The sequence below is a fragment of the Achromobacter sp. genome (assembly GCF_049647645.1).
GTDB lineage: Bacteria > Pseudomonadota > Gammaproteobacteria > Burkholderiales > Burkholderiaceae_B > Achromobacter.
In genome coordinates this window covers 99,612-117,461 of sequence record NZ_JBARYB010000054.1, presented here as the reverse complement: position 1 = coordinate 117,461, position 17,850 = coordinate 99,612, and the positions used below count along the sequence as shown (strand labels likewise).

Annotated in this window: 10 protein-coding genes; 7 read left to right on the top strand and 3 right to left on the bottom strand. The window is 62.0% G+C overall.

Annotated elements, in window-relative coordinates; all coding sequences use genetic code 11:
- Positions 1-86: 86 nt before the first annotated feature.
- From WBB14_RS06230 to WBB14_RS06215, 4 genes are all read left to right on the top strand, one after another.
- Entirely contained in the window at positions 87-2,066 is a 1,980-nt protein-coding gene (locus WBB14_RS06230; protein ID WP_424239058.1) for a hypothetical protein, read from the top strand.
- Positions 2,067-2,115: 49 nt separating this feature from the next.
- Complete coding sequence (locus tag WBB14_RS06225) at positions 2,116-6,549, top strand: SpvB/TcaC N-terminal domain-containing protein (protein ID WP_424239057.1); 4,434 nt, start codon at positions 2,116-2,118, stop codon at positions 6,547-6,549.
- Positions 6,550-6,596: 47 nt separating this feature from the next.
- Positions 6,597-9,434: an RHS repeat-associated core domain-containing protein gene (locus WBB14_RS06220; RefSeq protein WP_424239056.1), complete on the top strand. Its 2,838-nt coding sequence runs from the start codon at positions 6,597-6,599 to the stop codon at positions 9,432-9,434.
- 311 nt (positions 9,435-9,745) lie between these two features.
- Positions 9,746-10,069 (top strand): YciI family protein, encoded by a 324-nt coding sequence (locus WBB14_RS06215; RefSeq protein WP_424239055.1) that lies wholly within the window; start codon positions 9,746-9,748, stop codon positions 10,067-10,069.
- Positions 10,070-10,088: 19 nt separating this feature from the next.
- Here WBB14_RS06215 and WBB14_RS06210 read toward each other — a convergent pair whose 3' ends face one another.
- Positions 10,089-11,069 (bottom strand): Bug family tripartite tricarboxylate transporter substrate binding protein, encoded by a 981-nt coding sequence (locus tag WBB14_RS06210; RefSeq protein WP_424239054.1) that lies wholly within the window; start codon positions 11,067-11,069, stop codon positions 10,089-10,091.
- Positions 11,070-11,182: 113 nt separating this feature from the next.
- Entirely contained in the window at positions 11,183-12,109 is a 927-nt protein-coding gene (locus WBB14_RS06205) for a LysR family transcriptional regulator (protein ID WP_424239053.1), read from the bottom strand.
- Positions 12,110-12,201: 92 nt separating this feature from the next.
- Here WBB14_RS06205 and WBB14_RS06200 point away from each other — a divergent pair, with 92 nt between their 5' ends.
- Positions 12,202-14,469, top strand: coding sequence for a DUF3604 domain-containing protein (locus WBB14_RS06200; RefSeq protein ID WP_424239052.1), 2,268 nt, complete (start codon positions 12,202-12,204; stop codon positions 14,467-14,469).
- Between the two features lie 12 nt (positions 14,470-14,481).
- On the opposite strand, the gene WBB14_RS06195 is transcribed toward WBB14_RS06200, so the two are convergent.
- The gene (locus WBB14_RS06195; RefSeq protein ID WP_424239051.1) at positions 14,482-15,453 is read right to left on the bottom strand and encodes a LysR family transcriptional regulator; all 972 of its coding nucleotides are present in this window, start codon (positions 15,451-15,453) and stop codon (positions 14,482-14,484) included.
- Positions 15,454-15,739: 286 nt separating this feature from the next.
- Between WBB14_RS06195 and WBB14_RS06190 the strand changes: the two genes are divergently transcribed.
- Both WBB14_RS06190 and WBB14_RS06185 read left to right on the top strand, forming a co-directional pair.
- Complete coding sequence (locus WBB14_RS06190) at positions 15,740-17,068, top strand: MFS transporter (protein WP_424239050.1); 1,329 nt, start codon at positions 15,740-15,742, stop codon at positions 17,066-17,068.
- On the top strand, positions 17,065-17,844 hold the full coding sequence (locus tag WBB14_RS06185) for an SDR family NAD(P)-dependent oxidoreductase (RefSeq protein ID WP_424239049.1): 780 nt from the start codon (positions 17,065-17,067) through the stop codon (positions 17,842-17,844). The genes WBB14_RS06190 and WBB14_RS06185 overlap by 4 nt, the downstream gene beginning before the upstream one ends.
- The last annotated feature ends 6 nt before the right edge of the window (positions 17,845-17,850 follow it).

Here is a 17,850-nt window from a genome sequence, read left to right as displayed (position 1 = left end):
ACTGCCGCCCCCTGGACGAGGACACCTCCTGGAACGCCACCCCGCTCGACTCGGTCGACCCGGATGCCGTCGCGCAGAACGATCCCATGCACTACAAGGTGGCCACCTTCATGAGCATGCTCGACCTGCTGATCGCCCGCGGCGACGCAGCGTATCGCCAGCTGGAGCGCGATACCCTCAACCAGGCCAAGATGTGGTACACGCAGGCCCTCAATCTGCTCGGCAACGAGCCCTACATACCGTTGAACAACGATTGGGAAAACCCGTCACTGGATTCGGCCGCCAGTACAACCTCCCAGCGCGCTTACCAGCAGGCTCTGCTGACCGTGCGCGAGACCGGCCTACCGGCGCCGATGACCGCCAACACCCTGACCGAGCTCTTCCTGCCGGAAGTGAACGGCAAGCTGCAGGGCTACTGGCAGTTGTTGGCGCAGCGCCTCTACAACCTGCGTCACAACCTGTCCATCGATGGCCAGCCGCTCTCCTTGCCGCTGTATGCCACGCCGGTATTACCGGCGGGCCTACAAAGTGCCGCGGTGGCCACGTCTCAGGGCGGCGGCACACCGCCAGAGCCGGTGATGCCGCTCTACCGCTTCGCGGTTATCCTGGGTAATGCCCGCAATCTCGTGGGCCAGCTGATGCAGTTTGGCAGTTCGTTGCTGGGGTTTATCGAGCGGCAGGATAGCGAAGCCATGGCCGAGTTGCTGCAGACCCAGGCCCGCGACCTGTCGGTGACCGCCATAGCCATGCAGGATACGGCCATCGCCGAGGTCGACGCGGACAAACAGGTGCTGCAATGCAGCCGCCAAGGCGCGCAGACCCGCTTTGACACTTATGTTGCTCTGCATGACGAGAACATCAACGCCGGTGAGCAGCAGGCGATGGATCTGTACCTGTCCGCCTCGGTGATCGCTGCCGGCGGGGATGCTTTGCGCACCACTGCGGCGGCCATGGATCTGGTGCCTAACATCTACGGCCTGGCGGTCGGCGGCGCGGTCTATGGGGCCATGTTTAACGCCATGGCCATCAGCACCGATATCGCCTCGCAGGCCACGCGCATTTCGGCTGATCGGATCAGCTATAACGAAACCTACCGTCGCCGGCGTCAGGAGTGGGCCGCCCAGCGCGATAACGCCGAGCATGAACTCAAGCAAATTGACGCGCAGCTGGCGTCCCTGAGTATCCGCCGTCAGTCGGCCGTACTGCAAAAAACCTACCTGAAGACGCAACAGGCGCAGGTGCAGGCGCAGTTGGAGTTCCTGCAGCGCAAATTCAGCAACAAGGCGCTGTACAACTGGCTGCGGGGCTGCCTATCCGCCATTTACTACCAGTTCTACGATTCGACCGTCTCGCGCTGCCTGATGAGCCAGGAGGCCTATCGCTGGGAAACGAACCAGCCGCAGGCCAGTTTCATCAAACCGGGAGCCTGGAACAGCACCTATGCCGGCCTGATGGCCGGGGAAAACCTGATGCTGAACCTGGCCCAGATGGAAGATGCGTACCTGAAACAGGACGAACGTCCGATGGAGGTCACGCGCACCGCTTCCCTGGCGCAGCTGTATGCGGCCTTGCCGGACAATAACGGTTTTGTCCTGGCGGATAAGGTGGACACGCTTATCAATAGCGGCAGTGGACAGGCCGGCACCACAGAGAACGGCATCAAACTGGGAAGCGGCACCCTGACCAGTTCGGTCAAACTGGCGGATCTGGCCATCATGGCGGACTATCCCGTCGGTCTGGGCGAGGTGCGCCGCATCAAGCAAATCAGCGTCACGCTACCTCTGCTGATGGGGCCGTATCAGGACGTGCAGGCGGTGCTCAGCTATGGCGGCAGTGTGGTGATGCCGCGAGGGTGCAACACCCTGGCGGTCTCCCATGGCATGAATGACAGCGGGCAGTTCCAGCTGGACTTCAACGATGCGCAGTTCCTGCCGTTCGAGGGTATTCCGGTCAATGACAATGGCACGTTAACGCTCAGTTTCCCTAACGCGACCGGTAAACAGAAGACGGTATTGCTCAGCTTGAGCGACATCATTCTGCATATCCGTTACACGATCCGTCATTAGTCGTCAGCAGGGACCGCCGGCCGCTCGAAGCCGGGCAGGAGACGCCGTTATGCAAACGCAGCAGAACGTGAATATCGCGCCGCTGTCCTTGCCCAAAGGCGGGGGCAGTCATCAAGGGATGGGGGAAAGCCTGGGCGCCGCCGGCCCTGACGGCATGGCCTCGTTGTCTATTCCACTCCCCGTCTCTGTCGGGCGGGGAGCAGCCCCCAGCCTGTCGCTTTCTTACAGTAGCAGCGCCGGCAACGGCGCCTTCGGTCTGGGTTGGCTGGTCGGTGGCATAGCCATCGGTCGCCGGACGCAACACGGGGCGCCGCATTACGATGATCGGGATACCTTCCTGTCACCGGCCGGCGAGGTGCTGGTGATTGCGCGGCACGCCGCGGGGCAGCCGGACATTCGGCAACGTACGACCCTGATGGGCGTCACCCTGTCATCCACCCATACCGTGACCCGCTATCAGTCCCGGATCACGGAAGACAACAGCAAGCTGGAATATTGGCAACCGGCAGCCACTGACAGCGCGCTGCCGTTCTGGGTGGTTTATTCACCTGACGGACAAGTGCACTTGCTAGGGAAAACCGCCCAGGCCCGCATCAGCGACCCGGCCGAACCCACACATATTGCGGTATGGCTGCCCGAAGAGAGCGTCACCCCGACCGGTGAACATGTGTACTACCAGTACCAGGCAGAAAATGTGGCCAACTGTGAGACCACCGAGCTGGAACAACACCCGGCCGCCGTGGACGCCCAGCGCTACCTGACCCAGGTCTCCTTTGGCAACATCACATCGGAAACTACCCCCTTTGTTTTGGGCTCGCGTCCCATCCCGCCGGAAAGCTGGCTGTTTCATACGATATTCGACTACGGTGAGCGTTCCTCGGCATCGGACAGCGTGCCGGCTTATGCCGCATCCGCCGACTGGGCTTATCGACCGGACAGCTTTTCCCGCTATGAATTTGGCTTCGAGCTAAGGATCCGCCGGTTATGTCATCAGGTACTGATGTTCCACCGGGTAAGCGCTCTGGCCGGGAGGCTTGTCGAATCAGAAGCGCCCACGCTGGTCTCCCGCCTGGTGCTGGATTATGACCGGCAGGCCACGATGTCCACGCTGGTTGCCGTCCGCCAACTGGGGCATGAGCCTGATGGAACCGTCCTTAGCCTGCCGCCACTGGAGTTCGATTACAGCCGGTTGCCGTCGCCGCTGCCAACCCAGTGGACGGCGCTGCCGGTACTGGACGGCTTTAATGCGCAGCAGCCTTATCAATTGATAGACCTGTTGGGAGAGGGACTCCCCGGCATTTTGTATCAGGAACAGGGGGCCTGGTGGTACCGCGCTCCGCAACGCCTGGCCGGCGGCTCCCCGGATGCGGTCACCTATGCCGCCGCGACCCCGTTGCCGGCCACGCCGTCATTGCAACAATCGGCCACCCTGATGGACCTTACCGGTGACGGTCAACTGGACTGGGTTGTCGCCCAGCCCGGCGCGGAGGGGTATTACAGCCAGCAACCCGACGGGAAGTGGACAGGGTTCATTCCGTTTGCCACGTTCCCCGTGGAATATTTTCATCCGCGGGCGCGACTGGCTGATCTGAGCGGGGCCGGATTGCCGGATTTGGCGCTTATTGGACCGAAAAGCGTTCGCCTGTACCCCAATGACCGGAAGGGGTTTACTGCCGCTCAAGAGGTTGAGCAAGCGGATGGCGTGACATTGCCAACGCCCAATCCTCAGATGCTGGTCGCGTTCAGTGATGCCCTCGGAACGGGGCAACAGCACCTGCTTGCCATTACGGCGCAGGGTGTGACCTGCTGGCCCAACCTGGGACATGGCAGGTTTGGCCAGCCTCTGGTATTGCCTGGATTCAGTCAACCCGCTGAACAGTTCAACCCCGACCAGGTGTATCTGGTGGATATTGACGGGTCAGGCTGTGTGGATGTGCTGTATGCGCATTCCACGCACCTGGCCATTTATCCCAATGAAGGGGGAAATCGGTTCGGTACCCCTTATTCGCTGCCGTTGCCCGACGGCGTGCAGTTTGATGACACCTGCCTGCTGCAGGCCGCGGATATTGCGGGGCTGGGGCTGCCCAGCCTGATCCTGACGGTGCCGCACATGGCCCCTCACCACTGGCAGTACGATTTTGCCCAGGAAAAGCCCTGGTTGCTGAATGCCATGAACAACAATATGGGGGCCGATACGACGCTGCGTTATCGCAGCTCTGCCCAATTCTGGCTGGACGAAAAACTCGCGTTGCAGGCTCAGGGAGTGCAACCCGTCTGCCATTTGCCGTTCCCGATCCACACCCTGTGGCAAACCGAGAGCCTGGACGAAATTACCGGCAACCGACTGATCGGCACGGTGGCTTATGCCCAGGGGGTCTGGGACGGCAGAGAGCGGGAGTTCCGGGGATTTGGCTATGTGGAAACCTGCGACACGAATGAGCGCGCCGTGGGAAATGGCGTGGAACGGGCCCCCCCAGCTCTCACTAAAAGCTGGTTTGCAACCGGCAATACCGTGGTTGACAGTGCCCAATCGACTGCATTCTGGCCTGGCGATGCGCAGGCGTTCCCCGTCTACAGCCCGCGGTTTACGGCATGGGAAAACAATGCCGACGTTCCAATGGCGCCCGCGACGCCGGATGAGCAGTATTGGTTGTTCAGGGGGTTAAAAGGCGCACCGGTGCGCCGCGAGCTTTACGGTCTTGATGGCGGCCCGACCGAAACCATTCCATACACGGTCAACGAGTTTCGTCATCAGGTGCGCTTGTGTCCGTCAATGGCGGAAACGCCGGTGGTGCAGGTCTCGGAAGTAGAAAATCGTACCTACACCTATGAGCGCATGAGCAATGACCCACACTGTGTCCAGACAGTTTTGCTGGAGCAGGACGTGTACGGCACCCCGTTGCGTAGTGTCAGCATCGCCTATCCGCGGCGCCCGAAGCCCAGCTCGAACCCGTACCCGCCAGCGTTACCGGCCACCTTGTTTGCCAGCAGTTACGATGCCCAGCAGCAATTGCTGCGACTGCTATTGCAGCAAAACCGCTGGCATCACCTGACCGGAAATGAAACTTGGATATTGGGTATTCCCGATTGCCATCGTGGCGACGCTTTTGACTACAACGCAGAAAACGCGCCCGCCGAAGGGTTGACGCTGGAAACATTACTGGACGAGTCGGGCTTGCTGGCCGACAGCCAACCGCGAGTATTTCAGGGTCAACAACGTACCGCTTACACGGATGGGTCGGAACCGGAGCTTACGGTTCCGACCTCACCGGTGTTGGTGGCCTATACCGAATTGGCCATGCTGGACGACACCGCGCTGACGGCCTTTGATGGCGTGGTGGATGATGTCACGCTAAAGGGGTATCTGGTGCAAGGAGGATACATCCAGGCCCCTCGTTTGTTCGATAACGCCGATGCCGAACCGGTATGGTGCGCCCGTCAGGGCTACACCGACTATGGCAGTGCTTCCCAGTTCCGGCGTCCGCTGGCCAGCCGTGACACGGCGCTGACTGGGAAAACCGTTTTCCACTGGGATACCCATTACTGTGTGGTGAACCAGATTGACGACGCGGCCGGCCTGAGCACGCAGGCGACCTATGATTACCGCTTCATGAGCGCGGTTCACATTGTCGATGCCAATGGCAATGAGAGCAGCGCAACGCTGGACACACTGGGGCGTTTAACGTCATTGCGTTTTTGGGGAACGGAGGATGGTATTCGTTGCGGTTACAGCACCCCGGAAGAGAAACCGTTTACGGCGCCGGACACTGTCGATGAGGCGTTGGCTTTATCGCCGGGACTGCCCGTGGCGCAAAGCGTCACCTATGCTCCCAACAGCTGGATGCCCGTGGTGTCATTGTCCACGGACGATGCGTTCACGACTGACGACTGGTTCCAACTGCTCCAGAACCATATCGTCACCGACCAGGGTGCGGTATGTGCGCTGGCGTATCGTCGAGCGGTTGTGCGCCAGTCTCCTCGGGTTCCGATAGTGCCCTTTTACGCAACAACCTCCCGCCTGCCGCCACACTACTGCGTGATCGTCACCGACCGCTACGACAACGATACGGCACAGCAGCAACAGCAACAGATCGTATTTGCGGATGGATTTGGTCGCGCCTTGCAGGCCTCGGCTCGTCACGAGCCGGGCCTGGCCCATCAACGCGATGAGAGCGGAGCATTGGTGGAGAGTTCGGAGGGCATACCGACTGAGGTCATATCGGATTCTCGCTGGGCGGTCACGGGACGTACCGAATACAACAACAAGGGATTGCCGGTCAGGAGTTACCAACCTTATTTCCTCGATGACTGGCGCTATGTGAATGACGATAGCGCCCGTGACGACCTGTATGCGGATACCGTTTGGTATGACCCATTAGGACGCATCAGTCTGGTTGTGACCGCAAAAGGATACACGCGCCGTACCCAAGCCTACCCTTGGTTCAGCGTCAGTGAAGACGAGAACGACACCGCAGAAGTCTGACCTAGCTGACCCCGGGTTGGCCCCGGGGCCTTTTCGGAGAGCGACTCATGACCACATCCCTCTCTTCCTCCCTGCACGCTGGTACCCCAACGGTACGAGTGGTTGATAACCGCGGCCTGATGGTCCGTACGCTGCTGTACCACCGCCATCCCGATACTCCCACGGCAACCGAGGAGCGTATTACCCGCCAGCACTATGATGCCCACGGTTTCCTGGTCAGCAGTATCGACCCGCGGCTGCAGGAGGCCGGTAAAACAAACTTCACCTGCCTGTCGGACCTGGTCGGCACCCCTCTGCGCACCAACAGCGTGGATGCAGGCACCGCCGTAACCCTGAGCGACATCGCCGGTCGTCCGCTGCTGGCGGTCAGTGCCACCGGGGTCACCCGTAGCTGGCGCTACGAGGCGAATACCCTGCCCGGCCGTCTGCTGTCGGTCATGGAGCAGCCGGCCGGGGAAGCGCTACGCATTACCGAACGCCGGATCTGGGCCGGTAACACCCCAATCGAACAGGCCTTGAACCTGGCCGGTCAGTGCGTGCGCCACTACGACCCTGCCGGACTGAGTCAACTCGACAGCCTGGCGCTGAACGGAGGGCCGTCATCTCTTACCCGCCAGTTGCTGCTTGATACTGCGACTGCCGACTGGCAGGGCGAGGACGAGTCGGCCTGGACCGACCTGCTGGCCGGCGAATACTTCACCACGCGCCATACCGCCGATGCCCAAGGGCGACTGCTGACCAGTACCGATGCCCGGGGCAATGGGCAGCGTCTGACCTACGATGTGGCCGGCCAACTCAAGGGCAGTTGGCTGACGCTGAGAGACGACCAAGAGCAGGTGATCGTAAAAGCCCTGACGTATTCGGCGGCCGGGCAGAAGCTGCGCGAAGAACACGGCAACGGTGTGATGACCAGCTATGCCTACGAACCGGAAACCCAACGCTTGACCGCAATCAAAACGGAGCGCCCATCCGGTCATGCCGCTGGGGCGAAGGTGTTGCAGGACCTGCGTTATGACTATGACCCGGTGGGCAATGTGCTGCATATCAGCGACGATGCCGAGGCCACCCGATTCTGGCGTAACCAGAAAGTGGGGCCGGAGAACACCTATGTCTACGACAGTCTGTACCAACTGGTCAGCGCCACCGGGCGCGAGATGGCCAGCAGCGGTCAGCAAGGCAGCCACTTGCCGCCCGCCACCGTCCCCCTGCCTGCCGACAACTCGACCTACACCAACTACACCCGCACTTATCGCTACGACACCGGCGGCAACCTGACGCAGATACGCCACAGCGCGCCGGCGACCGGCAACAACTACACCACCGCCATCACCGTCAGCGACTGCAGCAACCGAGCCGTACTGAACACTCTTGCAGAGGCCCCTGCAGCGGTCGATGCGCTGTTCGATGCCGGCGGCCATCAGTACCAGCTGCAACCGGGACAGCCCCTGGCTTGGACGCCGCGGGGAGAGCTGCAACAGGTAACGCCGGTGGTACGCGAGGGACAGGCCCCAGACACGGAGTCTTACCGTTATGACGCCGACAGCCAGCGCCTTCTCAAGGTAAGCAGTCAGCAGACCAGCGGCAGCACCCAGACGCAACGCGTGCTGTACCTGCCGGGGCTGGAATTGAGGACGACTTCCACCGGTGGTAGGGCAACGGAAAGCCTGCAGGTTGTCACGGTAGGCGAAGCCGGCCGGGCGCAGGTGCGGGTACTGCACTACGCAAGCGGGCTGCCGGCGGGCATCGGCAACAACCAGGTTCGCTATAGCTATGACAACCTGATAGGCAGCAGCGGCTTGGAGGTGGATGGCAGCGGCAATGTGATCAGCCAGGAGGAGTATTACCCATACGGCGGCACGGCGGTGTGGGCGGCTCGTAGCCAGGTGGAAGCGGCGCATAAGACGATGCGCTACTCGGGCAAAGAGCGAGATGCGACAGGGCTGTACTACTACGGGTATCGCTATTACCAGCCATGGGTAGGCCGGTGGCTGAGTGCGGATCCAGCGGGAACAGTGGACGAGTTGAACCTGTTCAAAATGGTTGCGAATAATCCGGCAACCCTGATAGACAACGATGGATTAATACCAATTACCGCCAATTTCAATAAAGATAGAGGCGATCTGGTTTATGGGCTGGGTGGGTTTCGCGGGGAATATGTTTATGACGTGACTGGGGGTACTTTTTCAATGGAATCCCCAACAGCACCACCAGTGGTCATTGATCTTTATAATAATACGGCATCCATGATAACAATCGAAAAGGTTCCCTATGATTTGTTGAAAAAATTTATTGCCTCCCCTCGAAAATATGAAAAAAGAATCACGATACCACCCGATATAAAAGAATTGGCACAGAAAAAAAGAGATTACCCATTGTGGGACAAGTATTTTTCAGTGGGTGAAGAAAACGAAAAATTCAATTTAGCATCAATATACAAAGAGGTTCGAAAACTCCCGCAAAGCAGCCGGTATCATGAGTGGTATTTATCGGTACCGACATTCGTACCCAAACTACTTTGGAAAAGAGGTAGTAAATTGGGCTTGGAGATGGCAGCAAGTGGAGCCGGCAATAAGATTCATTTTGTCCTCGATGGTCTGGATATGGCTTCGGTTGTCAGCAAAGAAGGTGACGGAGGGGATTCCATTACATCCAGTGAGCTGCGTTATGCTTACAGAAACAGGGAAAGATTAGGAGAGAATATTCTTTTCTACAAGAACAAAGAACAGGTAGAAGCCCCATGGGAAACAGACGAGATATTGTGGAGCGCCTACACCCCAAAAAACACGTTAAATGCTGGTGAGAGGCAGAGACAGACAAGAAGGCCTCAGCGTGCAAGTCTTGGTAAATCTTTAAGCAACTTATTTAAAAGAAAAACCCGCCGCTGAAATCCATTAGCTGGGACGCTAGGGAGGGTACCGAAGTACCTTCTAGAACATTATTAAAAAGACGGAAAGCGCTGCTGGATACCGTGATGGGAAGATAAGGTGCCTGACTACAATTTTCCTATCAAAATCGCCCAACTCAATGCAAGCAAGCTCTGGCAGCGCCTGCAATCCAACAAGGAGAGCCTTTCGGTCCTCTTCAGATGGCGTACCACGCACCGCCGCAACCACAATACCGTCCGTTTCGCGTAGAGGCAGCTACCACCAAAGCCACGAATCAATAGTTGAGGTGATTCACCCAAAGGAGGCACCCCATGCCAAAGTTCGTGACCATCGGATATGGCGATCAAGAAGGCTACGATCGTACGCCCGCGCCCATCCGAAGCGCAGCGCATGCACACGACGCAGCATTGCAGAAAGACGGCGTATTGATGGGCATTGCAGGCCAGCCAGTGCAAGTGCGTAACCACGAAGCAGCTCGGATTGAAACAACGCCCGGCCCATTCATGCAATCACCCTTGCCGGTGGCTGGCTTCGCCATCATCGAAGCCGCCGACATGGCCGAAGCCATAGCGATGGTGTCGCAAACACCATGCGCCGTCGCCCACGGGGTCGTTGAGGTGTGGCCGCTGGAATAGCCGTAGCGACACCTCTCATTTAATCCACCTTAGCCCCCGATCGCTGCACCAGCGGCACCCATTTGGCGATATCGGCCTGGATAAATGCCGCCAAACCGCTGGGCGGCCCGTCGTGGAAGATTTCATACCCCAAGGCCTGCAGCCGCTGGCGCTGTTCGGCGCTGTCCATGACTTTGCGCGCCGCGGCGTTGAGTTTCTCCACGACGTCTGGCGGCGTGCCGGCGGGAGCCATCAGGCCGAGGTCGACGGTGATCATGTAGCCCGGCACTCCCTCTTCCATCATGGTCGGCACGTCTGGCAGCAAGGGGGATCGGGCCTCGCCGGTGACCGCCAGGGCGCGCAGCTTGCCTTCCTTGACCAGGCCGGACACGCTGGGCGTGTTGTAGAAGGCGAAGGCGACCTCATGCGCCATGACGGCGGCCACGCCTTGCGGGGCGCCGCGGTAGGGAATGTGCGCGGCCTGGGTGCCGGTGATCGACAGGAGCAATTCGGCCGAGAGGTGGTGCGTGGTGCCGTTGCCGCCGGATGAGTACATCAGCTTGCCGGGTTGGGCTTTCAAGGCCGAGACCAGTTCGGGCACGGAGCGGTATGGGCTGTCGGACGGCACGACCAGCACATTGGAGCCGCCGGCCAGATAGGCGACCGGCACGAAGTCCTTGGTCGGATCGTACGACAGCTTCGAGAACAGTCCCAGGTTGATGGCCCAGGTATTGTTGGAACCCAGCACTAGCGTATAGCCGTCGGGCGAGGCCTTGGCCACGTAGCTCATAGCGATCTGGCCGCCGCCGCCGGGCTTGTTTTCGACGACGACCGTCTGGCCCAGTTGTTGGCTGAGGCCGAGCTGGATCGAGCGCGCCAGGATGTCCGCCGTGCTGCCCGCCGCCAGCGGCACGACCAGCGTGATGGGACGATCCGGAAACGGCGCCGCCTCGGCTGGCGTCGCGACAAGCGACGCACAGGCCAGTACAGCCCCCAGTAGAACCCCTTGTAGTGTTTTCATGATGCCTCCGCGCTGGCGCGAGCAATGGAAACCATGCGGGCTTGCATGATGCCAAGCAGCGTATCGGAGCAGGCAACCCCGAAAAATAGGCGGGGTGCTATAGCGTCATGCCATCACGGCATGGCGGCGTCGCGGCGCAGCCGTTGGGAGACCGAGCGGACCACGGCGACGAAGGCCTGGGCCGCTGGAGACAGTGGGTAGTTGGCCAGGCGCGCGATGGAGATCGGCCATTCCAGCGCCGGGTTGCGCAAGGCGATGCCCTTGATGCCGGCGGGCATTTGCCCGCGCGCGATCTGCGGCAGCATGGCCACGCCCATGCCTGCCTGTATCAGGCCGATGGCCGTGGACAGCAAGACGACGCGCTGTTCGACGCGCGGATAGATGTTCGCGGCGATCAAGCGGCGGCTGATGTTGAGCCAGGCGGGCGCTTCGGGATTCAGCTGGATGCAGGGCAATTCGGCCAGCACCTTGGCGTCGACCTGATCGAGCCTGGCCAGGGGATGATCCATGCGCGCGAAGAGTGCGACGCCGCTGTCCGAAAGCTGTTCCACCATGATGCGGGAGTCGTCGTCCTGCATGACCGCGCCCAGGCCGACATCGGCCTCGTGCGAGAGCAGGCGCGTGCGGATCTGCTGCACCATGCAATCGACCACGATCAGATCCAGCTGGGGATGGCGCAGGCGGAACTCCATCAGGATGTGCGGCAACAGGGTGGCCGCGCTGACGTGGCCCACGGCGACCATGACCTTGCCGCGCTTCAGGTCGGAGTGTTCGCGGCATTCCTGGATCGAACTGTCGATGGCCAGGATGGCGCGCCGCGCCGCGTCGACCATGGCTTGGCCGTCGCGCGTCAAGGAGACCTCGCGGCCGCGCACCACCAGCGGCTGGCCGACTTCGGCTTCCAAGCGGCGGATCAAGTGGCTGACCGAAGGTTGCGACAGGCCCAGGCGTTCGCCGGCGGCCGTAAAGCTAGCCGTTTCACCGATGGCGACCAGCGCGCGCAGTTGGCGCAGGGAGACGGATTCGATCGGCTCGGTCATGTAGCGACGTCATGATGGAATAGTTTGCATACTATAGCTATATGGATGTGCGGTCCCTAAGATGGGATTTCCCTAACCCGTCTGGAACCGCAATGCCCCACTCTTCCTACGCCGCCGACCGCATGGGATCGGCCATCGTCGAACCTACCGGCCGCTTCGAAGCGGGCAGCTTCGCGTCGTTCACGCTGACTTACACGGCGGGCTATTTCGGCATCGACGACACCGGCTCGATCAAGATCGTGCACCGCTTCGCCAGCGACATGGGTAAGCCGCAGTTCGATCAGCCGGACGGCTGGAACTACACCACGGTCGAGGCTTCCAACGGCGCAGTGTTGCAGGTCGAGTACGACGGCAAGCGCAACATCCGGCCCTGGGACAAGACGCTATTCATCCGGGTGGTGCGCGGCTACCTGGAAGAAGGAGATCGCATCGTGGTGCGCTTCGGCGATACGCGGCAGGGCTCGCCCGGCATGCGGGTGCAGACGTTCAGCGAGCCTACGTTCGAATTCAAGGTGCTGGTGGACGCCTTCGCCACCTACAACTACACCGAACTCCAACACTCGCCCACCATCGCCGTGGTGGCCGGGCCGCCGGTCGCCTACAAGGCCATTTTGCCCAGCCAGGCGGTGGCGGGCGAGCCCTTCAGCCTGGGTTTCAAGGGCGAGGACAAATGGGGCAACCCCAGCGATCAGGTAGCCGGCGAGTTCACCCTGCGCAGCAGCCTGCCGCTGCGCGGCCTGCCCGCCACGTTCTCCATGCGCGACGGCGAATTTGCCGCGCGGCTTGAAGGATTGGTGGCCGAAGCGCCCGGCGAGCTGCGCATCGAGGTGCTGCGCGATGGCCTGCCGGTGGCGCAGAGCACGCCCTGCCGCGTCGTCGCGGCTGGCGGCGCAACACGCGGACACTACTGGGCCGACCTGCACGGGCAGTCCGAGGAAACCATAGGCACCAATTCCGCCGAAGACCTGATCCTGTTCGCGCGCGACCGCGCCTTTCTGGACGTCATGAGCCACCAGGGCAATGACTTCCAGATCACCACGCCGTTCTGGGAACAGCTGAACCAGCTCACCGCGCAATACAACCAGGATGGATCGTTCATCATCTTTCCCGGCTATGAATGGTCGGGCAACACCGGCCTGGGCGGCGACCGCAACGTGCTGTACCTGAAGGAAGGTCGCCCCATCCATCGTTCCTCGCACGCGCTGATCGACGATTTGTCGGACCTGGCGCTGGACGCCAACGATGCCGACGCGCTGTTTGACGCGCTGAAGGACGAGGACGTGGTGGTGTTCGCGCACATAGGCGGCCGCTACGCCGACATTACGCGGTCCCATGACGCGCGGCTGGAGCGCTCCATCGAGATCCACTCCGACTGGGGTACCTTCGAATGGCTGCTGGAGGATGCCTTCCGGCTAGGCTACCGCGTGGGCATCCTGGCCAACAGCGACGGGCACAAGGGCCGGCATGGCGCCAGCCATCCTGGCGCATCGATGTTTGGCGCGTATGGCGGCCTGAGCTGTCTGATTGCCGACCAGCTGACTCGCCAGTCGATCGCCGAGTGCCTGCGCCAGCGCCGCCATTACGCCACCACGGGATGCCGCGCCTACCTGGACGTGAAAGCGCATTTCGATAGTCCGGCGCAGCGCTATTCCGATGATCCCAAACTGGGCGCCCCCGTCACGCGCGAGCCCGTCACGCAGGCCGATATGGGCGCCATCCTGTCGTACGACGGCGACTCGCTGGAACTATCCTTCGAGGTACTGACCCACGGTGCCATCGAGCGCGTGGAAGTCCGCAACCGCATGGACGTGGTGCAGACGCTGTACCCCTACGACGAGGCCGCGCTAGGCAGCCGGATCCGCATCGTATGGGAAGGATCCGAGTACCGCGGCCGCGGCCGCCAGACGGTCTGGGACGGTAGCGCGACTCTCGAAGGAAACACCTTTGTCGATCCGCTACCGATCAATTTCTGGAACCTGGACAAGACCCTGGCGCAACCCCGCCCCGACATGCTGAACTGGCGCTCGCTGACCACCGGCGGCTACAGCGGCATCGATGTGCGGCTGAGCGATCCGCGCGCGGGCGTGCTGAAAATCGACACGCCGGTGGTGCGTACCGAGATCCCGGTCGACCAGATCGGATTGGAGCCGGTCGTCGTCGAGAACGGCGGCATCCGGCGCCGGCTTCAGGTCTATCGCCTGCCAGACGAGAATCCCGTGCAACGGATGCGGGCCCGGGTGCGCGTGCCGCTGCACACAGACTCCGACAATGCGGTGTACCTGCGCATCACCACCGAGGACGGCTTCTTCATTTACTCCAGCCCGATCTATGTGGAACGGGCCGGGTCGGGGCCGAAATAGCGCGGTGGGCCGCTAGGCCCCGGCGGGATCGATCAATTCCGCCGACGACTCCCGCAAACACTCGGCGAATAGCTGGGTGGTGGATGTCGTCGTGTCTTCGCGCCAGTACAGGATGGCCTCGCCCAGTGGCCCCAGCGGCGGCAGCGGCAGCATCCGCATCGTTCCGCGCTGCACGTAGCGGCGTGCGAGCGACAGCGGCAGGATCGAGACGTATCCGCCGTCGCGCAGCAAGGACAGGTTCAGCGCCAAGGAGCTGGACTCGATGGTCGGGCGCAACAGGGTCACGCCATGTTCGGCCAGGATCTCGACCATGGTCGCAAAAGCGGGCGAACCCTGCATCGGCGTGATCCAGCGCACGTCCTGCAGGTCGTCCCAGGCCACGGGGGTGTCGGGGCCGCCCAACGGGTGGCGCGCACCCACCACGAACACGAACGGCTCGTGATGCAAGGACTCGTGGCGCATCACCGGAAGATTCCCGGTCACGCGGTTGCGGCCCAACGCCAAGTCGAGATTGCCTTCGTCCATCATCTTGAGCAGGCGATCGAGCGTGGCTTCGACGAACGAGAACGAGGCATTCGGCGCGCGCCGCGTGAACAGCTCGACGGCATGCGCGATCAAGGGTTGGGGAATCGTCACCACGGCGCCGAATCTCACGTGGCCCGCCGTGCCAGAGGCCAGCGCCTTGACGTCGCGCCGCGCCAGTTCGATCTGGCGCAGGATCTCGCGCCCGCGTTCGACCAGCACGCGGCCTATGCGCGTCAATTCGATGGCGTTGCCCACGCGGCGCACGACCGGCGTGCCCAGCGCCTCCTCGATCTCCGCGATCTGCTTCGAGATCGCAGGCTGCGTGACGTGGAACGCCGCCGCCACCCGCGTCACCTGACGCAACTCGCCCAGCGTCACCAGGATGCGCAGATGCCCAAGCTTCAGGCCGCTGCGGAAAAAGCGTTCTATCGAATTGTCGGACGGTGTGCTGGCGGACATGGCGGGAATGGAAAGACAGGGGTATCGGCCGCCATGGCGTCATGGCGCAAGCCGTCAATCATAACCAAATGGTAATGCCGGATGCGCAAAGTGTGATTTGCCGCCGGGTAAGGGCAACCCGTACCCTTCGAACGGACAGCACTGTAGTTCGGGCCTTTTCGTGAAGCATCGATGAGCAACCGGGCACCACGATTGATCCCACGCCGAAGCCACACGCATAACCGAACTCGCAGGCTGCCAAATAACTCGATGTGCCCCATGGCACACACCCACGGAGACAACACTCATGAGCACGTCCCTTTCCGGCGGCGCGCCGGCCTATGCCGGCTCGCAGGCGGCGCAGAATCCTGCGCAGCTTGACGCGCTGTACCGCAAGCTGGCCTGGCGCATCATGCCGTTCCTGTTCCTGTCCTTCATCGTCGCGTACATCGACCGCGTGAACGTGAGCTTCGCCAAGCTGCAAATGCTGGCTGACCTGTCGATGTCGGAAACGGTCTACGGCTTGGGGGCCGGCATTTTCTTTCTGGGCTACTTCATCTTCGAAGTTCCCAGCAATCTGATCCTGCATCGCGTAGGCGCGCGCATCTGGATCGCGCGCATCATGGTCACGTGGTCGATCATTTCGTCCCTGACGATGTTCGCGCAGGGACCGCTGTCGTTCTATCTGCTGCGTTTCCTGCTGGGGGTCGCCGAGGCCGGCTTCTTCCCGGGCATCGTGCTGTATCTGTCCACCTGGTTCCCGTCGAGCCGTCGCTCGCAGATCATCGCCCTGTTTATGGTGGCCATTCCGGTGTCGGGCGCCATCGGCGGCCCGCTGTCCGGCTGGATCATGGAGCGGTTCGGCGGCCTGCATGACCTGGCCGGCTGGCAGTGGCTGTTCCTGGTCGAAGGTATCGGGTCGCTGCTGGTCGGGATTGCCGCCTTCTTCATGCTGCAGGACCGGATCGAGACGGTGAAGTGGCTGAACGCGGACGAGAAGCGCCTGCTGGCGCAGGATCTTGCCGCCGACGACAGCACCCGGGCCCGCCATAGCGTGCGGCAGGTGTTCGGCGACCGCAAAGTGTGGCTGCTCGGCCTGCTCTACTTCTGCATCGCCATGGGCAACTATGGCCTGGTGTTCTGGCTGCCGACGATGATACGGGCCGCGGGCGTGGCCAACCTGGGCAGTATCGGCCTGCTGTCGGCGGTGCCGTCGCTGGTCAGCGCGGTGGCGATGATACTCATCGCGCGCCATGCGGACCGCACGAACGAACGCCGTATCCACGTTGCCGTGTGCTGTGTGCTGGGTGCCGCCGGCATGCTGGTATCGGTGCTGCTTGCCCAGCACCTGTGGTGGTCGATGGCCGCCCTTATCGTCGCCGCCATCGGCATCAATTCGATCGCGCCGGTCTTCTGGGGCATCCCCACGGCGATGATGAGCGGCGCGGGCGCCGCGGCGGCCATTGCGCTGATCAATTCGGTCGGCAACCTGGCCGGCTTCGTCAGCCCGTATGTCATCGGTTTTCTCAAGGACACCACGGGGCAACTGCTTCCCGGCATGATCCTGCTGGCCTGCGCGCTGGTCGGCGGCGCCTTCATCGCCATGTCGCTGCGCACGACGCGGGGTCAGGCATGAGCGTGCCCGTCTGTCTGGTAACCGGTGCGGCCAGCGGCATCGGAGCCGCCACGGCCCTGCGTTTCGCGCGTGAAGGCTGGGCCGTGGCCATCAACAATTTCGACCACGGCACCCGCGCGGCGGCCGAGGCGGTGGCCGCGCAGTGCGGCGACGCCGGCGCCCAGACCCTGGTCGAGGATGCCGACGTGGCGGACGACGCCGCCTGCCGCGGCATGGTCGATGCGGTCGCGGCGAAGTGGGGGCGGCTGGACGCGGTCGTGAACAGCGCGGGCACGACGCGCGTAATTCCGCACGCAGACCTCGAAGCGATCGACGCCAGCGAATTCGAACGTGTCTACCGCGTGAACCTCATCGGCATGTTCCAGATGACGCGAGCCGCGGCTCCCCTATTGCGCGAGCGTCCGGCAGGCGCGGCGTCAGGCTGCGTCATCAATATCTCTTCGCTGGCCGCCCTCAACGGCACGGGTTCATCCATCGCCTATGCGGCCTCCAAGGGCGCGGTCAATTCGCTGACGCTGTCGCTCGCGCGCAATCTCGCCCCGCAGGTCCGCGTGAATGCCATTGCCCCGGGCATGGTCGACGACGGCCTGCTGCGGCGCGTGCTCGGCGACGAGGCCTACGCGCGCGTGGTCGACGGCATGCGCGAGAACGCGCCGCTCAAGCGGGTGTCGCAGCCGTCGGAAGTCGCGGAGCTGGCCTGGTTCATCGCCGCCCGCGCGCCGGCGATGACCGGTCAAGTGCTGGCCATGGAAAACGGCTTGCTGCTCAACACCTGAGCCTCC